Below are 13,057 nucleotides of genomic sequence, written 5' to 3'. Positions count from 1 at the left end.
TATGCGCACCGAGGTGGCAAACCGCCTGACCATGACGAAATCCCTGGTGTCGGCGCGTCGCGAGCCGGAATCTCAGGATCGCTACGCCTGGGTATGGGTGTTTCCGTTGCAGGACGGGACCTTCAGGGTCTCGACCGTGGAGATCCCCAAAAATCTCGTCGACGAAGACATCTGTTTCGCGGAAGAGGACATCGAGCGCGTGCAGGTGGCTGTCGTGGCGACGCTGGAAGCAGTCGACAGTGCGGTCAGCGACCTCGGGGTCGACCCGAATTCGCTCGACGCACCCTGGAAAAATGACTTTCCTTTGTAGTCCAGCGTGAAGTCCAGCGGCCCTAGCAACGTCCCACCCGGTAGGGCCGCTGGCGCTCTCGAATCTCCGACATCGGAACAAGGGAACGACTTTGGTTAGATCAGGCGTCAATGGTGCGGTGGTCGCGACGCTGGCCGCATTTCTCGTCGGGGCGTGTGGGCAGGGTACCGGAGCGGGCAGCGTGAGTTCCGAGGGCGGAAGTTCCTCAGCAGAAAGCCCCGCGCGCGGACCGTGGACCGAGGCAGATCTTGACGACGTGGCATTGGGAAAGCGTGACGGCGAGAATTTCGGCCGCATACCGATGAGCCCGGCCCCTTCCGAAAGGAGGGCGGAACCGGGCACGTGCAGTGCGATCGCCCAGACTCTCGGGCGGAGCAGCAGCGCCTACGCGGCCCATGCACGCATCAATCGGACGTACAGCGGAAGAGGAACCCGCCCCTGGGCCGTCATGACTCTCGCATCGCATCGGCTCGGCGATGCGAAAGCGGCGGTGCGCGAATTCAGGAGAGCAGCCGAAAGCTGCACCGCCTTCAAGGAGGGCCGGAGGTCCTATGCGGATGTCAAGGTGCAACGCGACTCCGTACACGGGGACGAATCCGTCTCCCTGCGCCTGGTCGAGGTCGTGTCGTATCCGGACGGCGTGAGGATCCGCGTGCCCCATGCGGTCGTGGTGCTGCGGGAAGGCACGACGGTCGCCATGTTTCACAACTTCGTCAGGCCCAACGCGTCGGACGGGAAGAAGCCGGCCGTCATTCCGGACGAGCTGGTCACGGCGCAGGTGAAGAAGATCCGTGCCTTCGGTGCCGCCCAGTAGCGGTCACCCCTCCACCACCACTCGCCACTCAGTCCGCACCACTCAACGGGAGAAGCAGAGCGTATGCAGGTAAGACCACGCAGAAGAACAGGTAGGCCCTGGCGCCGGGTGGCCATGGCCACGGCCGCCGTGCTGACCGGAACACTGATACAGGCGTCGGGCGTGCCCGCCGTCGCCCAGGCGGCCTGGCGCAAGCCCGCGCTGCCGAAGGCCGAATCCCCGGTCACCGGCGGCCCGGCAGGCAAGGCCGTGCCCCGCACGGTCACTAAGGGCCCCCGCACACCCGCCAAGGCCCCGGCCACCACCTGGCCCAAGGCGGCCGGCACGACGGTCACCCTGGACAAGGACACCACCCGGGTCAAGGGACTCCCCCTGACCCTGGACACCCGCGTCAAGAAGACCGCAGACGCCGCCGAGGGCACCTACACCGTGCGCGCCCTGTCCAAGAAGGCCGCCCGCAGGACCGGTGTCGACGGCCCCGTCTTCACCCTCACACCCCGCCAGAACACCGAGCAGCGCGCGGGCAAGACACGCGCCGCGCTCGACTACTCCTCCTTCGCCGGCCTCTACGGTGGCGGTTACGCCTCCCGCCTCACCTTCGTCCAACTCCCCGCCTGCGCGCTCACCACACCGCAGAAGGCGAAGTGCCGCACCACGCGTCCGGTGGAGACCGTCAACGACACCGACAAGCAGACGCTGACAACGAAGTCGGTCACCCTCAGCGCCGGCTCGGCCACCGTCCTGGCGGCCACCACGGCGGCGAGCAGCGACAAGGGTGACTACACGGCCACGTCCCTGTCGGCCTCGTCGACCTGGAACACGGACCTGAGCAGCGGCTCGTTCGCCTGGTCGTACGACATGGCGGTGCCCAAGGTGCCCGGCGGACTGACACCGCAGATCGGGCTGTCGTACTCCTCCGGCGGTGTCGACGGCCGGACGGGCAACAGCAACAACCAGGCGTCCTGGGTCGGTGACGGCTTCGATCTGGCGCCCGGTTTCATCGAGCGCAGCTACAAGAGCTGCGAGAAGGACGGGGCCAAGAACGCCGACGGCAAGGAGCCGGGCGACCTGTGCTGGGCGTACGACAACGCCACCCTGTCGCTGAACGGCTCCGGCGGCGAGCTGGTGCCCAACGGCACCAACTCCTGGAAGCTGCAGAACGACGACGGCACGAAGGTCGACCGGATCTACGGCTCGTCGTCCGACGTGCGGTCCAACGGCGCCCGCAACGACGAGTACTGGCGGGTGACCACCCCCGACGGCACCCGGTACTTCTTCGGCTACAACCGGCTGCCGGGCTGGGCGAGCGGCAACGAGACCACGGACTCGACGTGGACGGTGCCGGTCTTCGGCAACAACGCCGACGAGCCCTGCAACGCCTCCACGTTCGCGTCGTCCTGGTGCCAGCAGGGCTGGCGCTGGAACCTCGACTACGTCGTGGACCGACGCGGCAACGCGGTCGCGTACTACTACGACAAGGAGACCAACTCCTACGGCCGCAACCTCAAGGCCGCCGACGACACCCCGTACGTACGCGGCGGCACCCTGGACCGCGTCGAGTACGGGCTGAAGTCCTCCGCCATGTATTCGACGAAGGCGCTGGCCAAGGTCGACCTCAGCAACAGTGAGCGGTGCATCGCCGACAACTCGACCACCTGCTCGTCCATCTCCACGGACTCCCAGTACTGGTACGACACTCCCTGGGACCTGAACTGCGAGGCGGGCACGGACTGCGACGAGGGCCGGTTCTCCCCTGCGTTCTTCACCCGCAAACGGCTCACCGAGGTCGCCACCCAGGTCTACGACGGCAGCGGGTACAAGAACGTCGACTCCTGGAAGCTGACGCACCGCTGGGGCATGGCCGACACCGACTACCAGCTGCTGCTCGACTCCGTCCAGCGCACCGGTCATGACGGCACGGCCTCGATCACGCTGCCGAAGACCACCTTCGCGTACACCCAGCTCGCCAACCGGCTCGACAAGACCGGCGACGGCTACGCCCCGTACATCAAGGACCGGCTGTCCACGATCGCCGACGACTCGGGCGGCCAGATCGACGTCAACTACTCGGCGCCGGTCTGTGACTTCGACGCGTTGCCGACCCCGCAGACCAACACCACCCGCTGCTTCCCGCAGTACATCGGCGGCAGTTCGAGCGACGACCCCGAGCTGCAGTGGTTCAACAAGTACGTCGTCGACACGGTCACCGCGACCGACCGCACGGGCGGCTCGCCCGACCAGGTCACCATGTACGACTACCTGGACGGCGCCGCCTGGCACTACGACGATGACGACGGCATGTCCAAGGCCAAGCTGCGGACCTGGTCGCAGTGGCGCGGTTACGGCCACGTACGGGTGCGCACCGGTGGCCAGGGCGGCGCCTCGGCGATGAAGACCCAGCAGGACTCGTACTTCCTGCGCGGCATGGACGGCGACCGCAAGGAGCCCTCCGGCGGCACCAAGAGCGTCTCCGTCACCCTGGACTCGGGCGAGGGCGACCCGATCACCGACCACGAGTCGCAGGCCGGCTTCGCGTACAAGACCGTCACCTACTCCGGCCCCGGCGGCAAGGTCCTCGAGAAGTCGGTGAGCCGGCCCTGGTACAAGGAGACCGCGAAGAAGGTCCGTGACTGGGGGACCGTCACCGCCAACTTCACCGGCACCGCCTCCTCCAAGTCGTGGACCTCACTGGACGACGGCGCGGGCGCCAAGTGGCGGATCACCTCGGGTTCCGAGACCCACGACCCCGCCACAGGCCTGGTCGTGCAGAGCGAGGACCTGGGCGACACGGCGACCGCCGCCGACAACCAGTGCACCCGCACCACCTATGTCACCGGCAGCGTCCCCCTGGCCAGCCCGGCACGGGTCGAGACGGTCGCCAAGGCTTGCGACGCCACCACCAGCCGCCCGGACGACGTCATCTCCGACGTCCGCACCGCCTACGACGGCGGGGCCTACGGCGCCGCGGCGACCAAGGGCGACGCCACCAGGACGGCGAAGCTCAAGACGTACGACGGCACCACCGCGGTCTACCTGGAGTCCAGCTCCACTTTCGACGGCTACGGCCGGGCGCTGACCACCACCGACCTGACCGCAGACGTCACGGTCACCGCCGCCGGCGCGCTCACCCGGACCGCCCGCACCGGCGGACGGACCACCACCACCGCGTACACCCCGGCCACGGGCTTCGCGACGAGCAGCAAGGTGACCACCCCGCCCGCCACGGCGGGCGACAGCACCACCGCCCAGACCTCGACCACCACCTACGAGGCGCTGCGCGGGCTGCCGCTCACCGAGACCGACACCAACAGCAAGGTCACCACCTACGCGTACGACGCGCTGGGCCGCGCCACCAAGGTGTGGCAGCCGGACCGGACCACGGGCCAGACCCCCAGCTACGAGTTCACCTACACCATCACCGACGGCAAGCCGGTCGTGGTAGGGACGAAGAGCATCGGCAACTCGGGTGCGCAGGACACCTCGTACGTCCTGTACGACGGCTTCCTCCGCCCCCGCCAGACGCAGGCTCCCGGCCCGGACGGCGGGACGCTGCTGGCCGACACCTTCTACGACGAACGCGGCCTGAAGGCAAAGGAGTTCTCCACCTACTACATCACCGCCGCACCGTCGACGACGCTCTTCAAGCCCGCCGACGCACTGAGCGTCGAGACCCAGAGTTGGTACACCTACGACGGCCTGGGCCGGCCGACCGAGCTCAAGCAGATCGCCGGGAACGGCGACGGCGGAGAGGTCCTCGGCGTCACCAGGACCCTCTACGGCGGGGACCGCACCACGGTCATCCCGCCCGTCGGCGGCACCGCGCAGACCACCGTCACCGACGCCCGCGGCCGCACCACCGAGCTGCGCCTGCTGCACTCGCGTTCCGCCGACGCCGCCTACGACACCACGTCGTACGACTACTCGCCGCGCGGTGAGCTGACCAAGGTCACCGACCCGGCGGGCAACGCCTGGACGTGGAAGTACGACCTGATGGGCCGGCTCACCGACACCACGGACCCGGACAAGGGCGCCGGTCGCCTGGAGTACGACGACAGGTCCCTGATGACCCTGTCCAGGAACGCCAAGGGTGTCCTGGCCTACGTGTACGACGGCCTGGGCCGCAAGACCGAGATGCGGGACAACTCCTCCTCCGGGACGCTGCGCGCCAAGTGGGTCTACGACAGCGTCAGCGGCGCCAAGGGCCGGCTCGCCTCCAGCTCCCGCTTCAGCGGCGGCCAGGAGTACAAGTCGAGCGTCGTCGCCTACGACCGGCTGTACCGGCCACTGCGCACCTCCGTCACCATCCCGTCCTCCGAGGGCGACCTCCAGGGCACCTACCTCTCGGCGACCACGTACAACGCGTCGGGCAACGTGGAGGGCGTCGGCTACCCGAAGGCCGGTGACCTGGCCGCCAACACGGTCACCTACACCTACGAGGACGGCACGCTGCGGCCCGTCGGGGTCAGCGGTCCGCTGAACCTGGCCGCGAGCACCCGCTACAGCTACACCGGCAAGCCGCTGCAGTACTCCATGGCCGCGAACGGCGGGAAGGCGACGTACGAGACCAACACCTACCAATTCGGCACGCAGCGGCTGGCCACCTCACGGGTGGACCGCCAGGACGTCGCGGGTGTCGACCAGCTCAACACGTACAAGTACGACGAGGCGGGCAACGTCCTGTCCGTCTCCGACACCTCCCGCTCCGGCACCGACAACCAGTGCTTCACCTACGACCACCTCGGGCGGGTGAAGGAGGCCTGGGCCCAGTCGACCACCGGCTGTGTCGCCACTCCCACCACGAGCGCGGTGGGCGGCCCGGCCCCGTACTGGACGTCCTACACCTACGACAAGGTGGGCAACCGGCTCACCGAGACCCAGCACGCGACAACGTCCGGCGGCTCCGACACCGAGCGGGAGTACCACTACCCGGACCCGGGTGCCGTGCGCCCGCACGCGCTGACCTCGGTGGACAACACCACCGGGACCGTGAAGTCCACCGACAGCTTCGGCTACGACGACGCGGGCAACACCCACACCCGACTGCTGGGCGACGGCACCTCCCAGACCCTGGACTGGGACACCGAGGGCCATCTGACCAAGGTCACCGAACCCGTGGAGGGCGGTAGCGACAAGGTCACCGAGTACCTGTACGACACCGAGGGCAACCGCCTGATCGGACGGACCCCGACCGAGACCACGCTCTACCTCGGTCCCACGGAGATCACCCTGGCCAAGGGAGCGACGGCCCCCAAGGGCACCCGCTACTTCGATCTCGGCGGCGGCCACACGGCCGTCCAGGCCAACGACGGGAAGATCTCCTTCACTCTGGCCGACCACCACGGCACGGCCCAGCTGTCCGTGGACGCGACCACCCAGGCCCTGACCCAGCGCCGCACCCTGCCGTTCGGCGGGCCGCGCGGCACCGAGCCGAACGCCTGGCCCGGCACCAGGGGCTTCGTCGGCGGCACCATCGACACCGCCACCGGCCTCACGCACCTCGGCGCCCGCGAGTACGACCCCGCCACGGGCCGCTTCCTGTCGGTCGACCCGGTCTTCACGGCCACCGACCCGCAGCAGATGCACGGCTACACCTACGCCAACAACAACCCGCTGACCTACTCGGACCCGGCGGGCACGGAGATCGGGTCCAAGCCCAACTCCTGCCAGTACGACCTCAAGTACTGCAGCAAGAAGACCCAGAAGGAAGTCGGCTACGACCCGAAGTCCGGCACCACCGACTACCGCCGCGGCAACATCTACAAGCGCTCCCAGGCGGCGAAGAAGCAGTGGGTGTCGACGAACACCCCGGTGACGAACGACATCGACGTCCTGGCGGACCAGTACTGGTCCCCCAGGATGAACGGGGAGTTCACGGACGACTTCTGGTACAACCCGGTCTACGAGTCGTCCCAGAAGGGCCGGGAGGGCACCGCCTGCTACGGCCGTGAGGGATGCCGTCAGGCGTATCTGTACGTGCTGCACGGCGGCAAGGACGTCGAGAAGGCCAAGGAGCTCGCGGCCACCTACTGCGTCTACAACGCCGAGGAGTGCAACGAGAAGGCCGCGGCCGTCGCCCGAGGCAACGTCATTAAGGAGATCGTCTACACGGGGCTCCTCGCCTACCTGGGCGGCGCGGCCGGCCGGGGCGCGCCCTGCAACAGCTTCGTCCCGGGCACGAAGGTCCTCATGGCCGACGGCACGACCAAGGCCATCGAGGACGTGCGGACCGGGGACAAGGTTCTCGCCACGGACCCCGAGACCGGCCGCACCACGGTCAAGACGGTCACCGCCGAAATCACCGGCAAGGGCCAGAAGGACCTGGTCAAGATCACCCTGACCATCGAGATCGACGGCAAGAAGCAGACCACTACGGTCACCGCCACGGGCGGGCACCCGTTCTGGGTCCCGGCCCTGGGTACGTGGGCCGAGGCCACCGACCTGTCCACCGGCGACCGGCTCCGTACGTCCGCCGGGGCGCTGGTCGAGATCACCGCGATCGACCGCTGGACCCAACCGACCACGGTCCACAACCTGACCGTCGCCGACCTCCACACGTACTACGTCGTGGCGGGTGAGACCACCGTGCTGGTGCACAACGACAGTGGCGTGCCGAACGCCGCTCGCGTGCCGGACTTGTCGGGGCTGTCACAGACGGAAGCCGACAACGTCCTGAGCTCTCGCGGATTCGACCTCCAGGCGATCTCCGACAAGTACGCGACCTACAGAAGCGGGGACGGCAGCAAGTTGACCATCCGCCTGGGCGACGGCCGGGTGACCCGTACGTCGGTGGTGGATCCCGGGCCCAACCAGAAGAACTGGGCGCAGCGCTGGGACCAGAATGGAAACAAGACGAGTTCACACGATCACGGAGAATATCTTGGTGGCTGCAAGTGAGGATTTCGCGGCTGTGTGTCGGCGGGCATCCGAGGCTCTGGAGGGGTGTGAGGGCTACTTCCTGGAGCGCGTCTCGGCCGACACGGCGCGAGCCGACGGCTGCGTGGACATTTTCCTGCGCCTCGGCCCCAGCGCCCCGGATGTCATGGTCTCGCTCACGGGAGTCGTCTGGACGTCCATGGGAGCCGTTCTCGACATGGATGCGGCTTTCGTCGACGAGATCCGTGTGAAGCACGTTCCCGGAAGTGATCCGTCCTGGCCCGAAGGTCTTTCCGGGCCGGGTGCGCGGCCACCCGGCTTCCCCGATGTCGCGTGGCTGACCGTCGAAGGGCCCGTGCCGGTGGAGGTCGTAGCGAAGACGATCACCGTGTTCGTGGCACAGGTGTACTGATCCGACCCTTGAAGAAGCCACCCTCCGCACCGTGCGGAGGGTGGCTTCCTCGCTGTCAGCCCACTCGATCCGGCGCCGGCTCCGCTGCCGACGCCGACTGCGCCCCGGGCCCCACCCGGCCCTGGTCGTCGCGGCTGGTCAGGCGGCGTGTCAGGCGCCGCCCCCACCTCTGCGCCGGCGCCTCGACGCAGTAGTACGTCACCACGCACACCGGCAGCAGCACGGCGTAGAAGGCCACTTCGAGGACGAGGTCGTCGTGGCGGCGGCGGCCGATCGTGCCGTCGCTCACCGCCAGCAGCAGCGGATGCACGAGGTAGACGGAGTAGCTGATCGTGCCCAGGAACGTCAGCAGCCGTGGGATCCGCCGACGGCGCAGCGCCAGCCCGATGCCGAAGGTGGCCACGGCCAGCAGGAAGGACACGATCCAGGCGCGCCGCGTGAAGTGGCCCCCGTCGCCGTCGACATACGCGCTCCCGACCGCGCAGGCGACCACCAGGGCCGCCGCGCATCCCGCCCACGCCCAGCCGCTCTGACCGGTGTCGGCCCGGTACACCGCCGTACCGAGGAACATCACGGCGAGGATCACCAACCCCTCCCACACCGGGACCGTGCCGTTGAGGGCGACCAGGGCCAGCGCGAGGACACCGCCCAGCAGCCCCCCGAACACCTTCAGCACGGCCGACCCGGTGCTCGCGCAGCAGATGGCGACGACCATGACGACCGACGCGAGCGCGATCAGCCGGCCGGTGCCCAGTTCGTCGGAGAGCGCCGACGCCGGCAGCGTGAACCCGGCCGCCACGCTCAGCGCGGCGAACCCCGCCAGGGTGACGGCCACCGCACCGGACCGCTGGTGCAGACGCACCGTGAAGAGGGCGACGACCAGCAGGTAGAAGGCCATCTCGTACGAAAGCGTCCAGAGGACGAGCAGGAGATTGGGGGTACCCAACAGCTCCTGGAACAGGGTGAGATGGGCCAGAGCCACCGTGGCGAGGCTCTGCCCGCCGAAGTCCCGGATCTCCGCGACACCCAGGTGGTCGGCCGCGATCAGACCGGCGACGACGGCCGCGCACAGCGGGTAGATGCGGAAGAGACGGCCGGTCCAGAACGTCCTCACACAGCCCCGACGTTCCAGCGACGCGGGGATGATGTAGCCGCTGACCAGGAAGAACACCATGATGCCGTAACGGCTGGTGTTGAACTCCGGCATCAGCTCCCGGCGGAACTCCGCCATGAAGGAGTACGACGAGTGGTCGAACACCACGACGAGCGCGGCGATGCCGCGCAAGGCGTCCAGCCAGCCGAGCCGCGACGGCCCGGACGGGGCCGTCCGGGGCGTCGCGGCGGGTGATGACTTCATACCCGCTCTCATGTGCAGCTCAGAAGGAGGAGCGCTCCAGGTCGGCCAGCTTGCAGCTGCCGCCGCTCGTGCCGGCGTCGTCGACCGTGCCGGCGGGCGCCTTCACCTCGACGGTGGCGGACTCGCCCGGCGGCACGGAGGGGATGCTGTTGTCCTCCGCGGTGTGCAGCACGGTGCCGCTCGCGTCGGTGAACTCCAGGTCGAACTCGTACGAGTAGGTGCTGGTGGAGCTGGTGTTGGTGGCGCGGACACGGGAGACGAGGCCGTTGTCGTAGGTGCAGGTCTCGATCTTCAGGTCCCTCGCGGCGCCGCGCTGGGAGCTGGACGAGCCGCCCGTCCCCACGGTGGTGCTGCCACCCGAGGTGGACGACGAGCCGCTGTCGGATCCACCGCTGCTGCTGGAGCCGCCGCTGGAGCTGGACGAGGAGGACGAGCCGCCCGAGCAGCCTCCACCGCCGGAGCCGCGGGCTCCGGTGAGGGCGAGGACGGTGATACCGAAGACGGCGACGGCACGGACGTGGCGGGACTTCACGTGTTCAACCCCCGTTGAAACGTTGCGAAATGAGCGCCGAAATGGCGAAACGCCAGCGCATTGCTGGCAGGTGCACGACACCATAGCAGCGATTCGGCCACGGGCCGGGAGCAAGCGATTGCGGGCCGCGCACGGGACCGGCTCCTCGCCGCGGGCGCGGGCGGATACCCGGACGGGCTTACGCCGAGGCGTACTTGAGGGAGGGCGGCGCGCGAGGGGCGTGATCGAGGGAGTCGGGGGCGCGGCCCCGGCTCCCTCGTACGGCACTCAGCTCGTGCGCGCCGTCCCCGTGCCCTTCTCCGCGTCCAGCGCGTACACGCACCGGTCCTTGCTGCACGCGTAGACGACGCCGTCCTTGACGACCGGCGACCCGGTGATCTCCCCGCCCGTCGCGAGCTTCCAGCGCAGTCGGCCGTCGTCGGCCTTCAGCGTGTACAACAGGTGATCCGTCGAACCGAAGTGGATGCGGCCCTCCGCCACCGACGGCGCGCCCACGATCTCGCCGCCCGCCTGGAAGCGCCACTTGGGCGTGCCCGTGACCGCGTCGAGGGTGTAGAGCCCCTTGCCGCTGCCGACATGGACGTGCCCGGCGGCCACGAGCACCGGCTCCAGCGAGGAACGGGACTCCGTGGCGATACGCCATCGGTCACGGCCGTCGGTCGCGTCGAGGGCGTAGACCGTGCCGAGGTAGTCGGCGAGGTAGACACCGCCGCCCGTGACGGCGGGGCCCGGCGCGAACGTGGGGGCGGACAGGAACACCGCCGGGGCCTCGAAGTGCCAGCGGACATGGCCGCCGGCGATGTCGACGGCGAGGACACGGCTTCCGGCGGCGATGTAGACGTAGCCGTCGGAGGCCGGGGTCAGCCGTACCGGAACACCGCCGCAGGAGGCCGCGTCGCCGATGGGGTACGACCAGCGCTCCTCACCCGTCCGGGCCTCCAGCGCGCGCAGCCGGGCGTCCTTCCAGATGTACACCGTGCCGTCCTGGACTACCGGCCCGGCCTCCGGGGACTCGAAGTCGGTCTGTGCGCCGGTGAGCTCCCACAGCTTCTGCCCGTTGGACGCCTCCCAGCCCTGGACGCCGCCGCCCCGGGTGGCGGTGACCACGGTGCCCCGGTCGGCCTTCAGCGAGTACACCCAGGCTTCCGTGGACAGCCGCCACAGGTCGGCGCCCTCGCGGGCGTCGAGCGCGAAGAGGGTCGGGCCGTCGGAGGCGTGGATACGCCCGTCGGCGACCGCCATCGACCAGGCGACGTCCCGGGTCTTGAAGCGGCGCCGGCCGGTGGCCACGTCGAGGGCGTGCACCTCGAAGGAGGTGACGTAGACGAGGTCGCCGGCGACGGACGGGGTGCCCCAGACGTCGTTCGACATGCGGAAACGCCAGGGGCGCCAGCCGGAGGCGGCCGGTTCCGGGGCGGGCGGGGCCACGGCGGGCGCGGGGTCGGCGCCGTTCACGCCGGCGCGCGGCCGGGACCAGGACGCGGCGAGACCGGCCTCGGGAGGGGGCGCCTTCACGGCGGCGGCGCGGGCGTCGGCGACGCGCGGACCGGGCCCGATGGGCACCTGGCCGCCTGCGAGCCGTACCGGCCCGGTGTCCGGGGCGCCGAGGGAGACGGGCGCGGGGTCGTACGGAGGTGGCGGCGGGGGCACGGGCGCGGGGCGGGCACCGCCGCCGCTGCGTCCACCGGAGTTCTGCTGCTTGGGCGCCGGGCGTCCGCCGCGGCGGGTCTCGATCAGGCTGACCGCCTTCTCGGGCAGCCACGCCGACGCCGTACCGCTGTCGTCCGAGCCGGAGCCGAAGAGGTGCGGCGCGAGCTGCGCCTGGAGGTCCGCGGGGTTCGGGCGCGCGGTCGGGTCCATCTGCATACAGGACTCGATGAGGGGGCGCAGATCGTCCGGGAGGCCGGAGAGGTCGGGGCCCTCGCGCAGCAGCATGAACACGGTCTCGACGGGGTTTGCGCCGTGGAACGGCGCGTGCCCGGTGGCCGCGAAGACGAGCATCGAGCCGAGCGAGAAGACGTCGCTCGCGCCGGTCACGCTCCGCGAGTCCTTCGCCTGCTCGGGGGACATGTAGGCGGGCGTACCGACGGCGACGTTCGTCATCGTCAGACGTGTGTTCGACACGCCGGAGGCGATACCGAAGTCGATCACTCGCGGCCCGTCCTCGACGACGAGCACGTTGGAGGGCTTCAGGTCGCGGTGGACGAGTCCGGCGCCGTGGATGGACTGGAGGGCTTCGGCCACTCCCGCGGCGAGCCAGCGGACGGCCTGGACCGGCATGGGCCCGCAGTCGTTCACTATCTCCTCGAGCGAGGGCGCGGGGACGTACGCGGTCGCCAGCCACGGCACGGCGGCACGCGGGTCGGCATCGACCACGGCCGCCGTGTAGAAACCGGACACCGCGCGGGCCGCCTCGACCTCACGCGTGAAACGGACCCGGAAGAGCTGGTCCTCCGCGAGCTCGGTCCGCACCGTCTTGATCGCGACGCGCCGACCCGACGCCGAGCGCGCCAGATAGACCAGCCCCATGCCGCCGGCCCCCAGCCGTCCCAGCACCTCGAACGGCCCGATCCGCCGCGGATCGTGCTGCGTCAGCTGATCCACCACTTGCCCTGCCACCTCCCCGTACGGACCGCGTCACCCACGTTGTGCGCGCGACCCCGTGCAGCGTCTCACCACCGCACCGCCATGGCGGCACGCACCCCGATTCTTCCTGCTACCGGGGGCAGGTGCGAACCCGGGGGCGGATCGGGGTGTCT

At 69.6% G+C, this 13,057-nt stretch carries 7 protein-coding genes; 4 read left to right on the top strand and 3 right to left on the bottom strand.

The window, feature by feature from the left end; translation table 11 throughout:
* The first annotated feature begins 1 nt into the window (after window position 1).
* The 4 genes from RM704_RS27035 to RM704_RS27020 all read left to right on the top strand — a co-directional run bounded on the left by RM704_RS27035 (window position 2) and on the right by RM704_RS27020 (window position 8,409).
* Window positions 2-310 carry a hypothetical protein gene (locus RM704_RS27035; protein WP_033531822.1) on the top strand — a complete coding sequence of 103 codons (309 nt, stop codon included), beginning with the start codon at window positions 2-4 and terminating at the stop codon, window positions 308-310.
* A 448-nt stretch (window positions 311-758) separates the two neighbouring features.
* A complete protein-coding gene (locus tag RM704_RS27030) occupies window positions 759-1,124 on the top strand; it encodes a hypothetical protein (protein WP_157856810.1) in 366 nt (121 codons plus the stop codon).
* Between the two features lie 114 nt (window positions 1,125-1,238).
* Entirely contained in the window at window positions 1,239-8,018 is a 6,780-nt protein-coding gene (locus tag RM704_RS27025; RefSeq protein ID WP_107072440.1) for a polymorphic toxin-type HINT domain-containing protein, read from the top strand.
* A complete protein-coding gene (locus RM704_RS27020; RefSeq protein WP_033531820.1) occupies window positions 8,005-8,409 on the top strand; it encodes a hypothetical protein in 405 nt (134 codons plus the stop codon). Before RM704_RS27025 ends, RM704_RS27020 begins: the two co-directional genes overlap by 14 nt.
* A 55-nt stretch (window positions 8,410-8,464) precedes the next feature.
* On the opposite strand, the gene RM704_RS27015 is transcribed toward RM704_RS27020, so the two are convergent.
* The 3 genes from RM704_RS27015 to RM704_RS27005 all read right to left on the bottom strand — a co-directional run bounded on the left by RM704_RS27015 (window position 8,465) and on the right by RM704_RS27005 (window position 12,905).
* On the bottom strand, window positions 8,465-9,766 hold the full coding sequence (locus RM704_RS27015; RefSeq protein ID WP_078937477.1) for an acyltransferase family protein: 1,302 nt from the start codon (window positions 9,764-9,766) through the stop codon (window positions 8,465-8,467).
* A gap of 19 nt (window positions 9,767-9,785) precedes the next feature.
* A complete protein-coding gene (locus tag RM704_RS27010) occupies window positions 9,786-10,298 on the bottom strand; it encodes a hypothetical protein (protein WP_033531819.1) in 513 nt (170 codons plus the stop codon).
* 267 nt (window positions 10,299-10,565) lie between these two features.
* Window positions 10,566-12,905 carry a serine/threonine-protein kinase gene (locus tag RM704_RS27005; RefSeq protein WP_033531818.1) on the bottom strand — a complete coding sequence of 780 codons (2,340 nt, stop codon included), beginning with the start codon at window positions 12,903-12,905 and terminating at the stop codon, window positions 10,566-10,568.
* Window positions 12,906-13,057 lie beyond the last annotated feature (152 nt).

Origin of the sequence: Streptomyces gottesmaniae, from assembly GCF_031845845.1 — a bacterium.
In the GTDB taxonomy this organism is placed as follows: Bacteria; Actinomycetota; Actinomycetes; order Streptomycetales; family Streptomycetaceae; genus Streptomyces; species Streptomyces akebiae.
This window is presented reverse-complemented; position numbering and strand designations above follow the sequence as displayed.

Bases quoted from the DNA above. Each gene is read 5' to 3' on its own strand.
- RM704_RS27035 (WP_033531822.1), top strand. From the start codon at position 2: ATGCGCACCGAGGTGGCAAACCGCCTGACCATGACGAAATCCCTGGTG.
- RM704_RS27015 (WP_078937477.1), bottom strand. From the start codon at position 9,766: ATGAAGTCATCACCCGCCGCGACGCCCCGGACGGCCCCGTCCGGGCCG.
- RM704_RS27025 (WP_107072440.1), top strand. From the start codon at position 1,239: ATGGCCACGGCCGCCGTGCTGACCGGAACACTGATACAGGCGTCGGGC.
- RM704_RS27030 (WP_157856810.1), top strand. From the start codon at position 759: ATGACTCTCGCATCGCATCGGCTCGGCGATGCGAAAGCGGCGGTGCGC.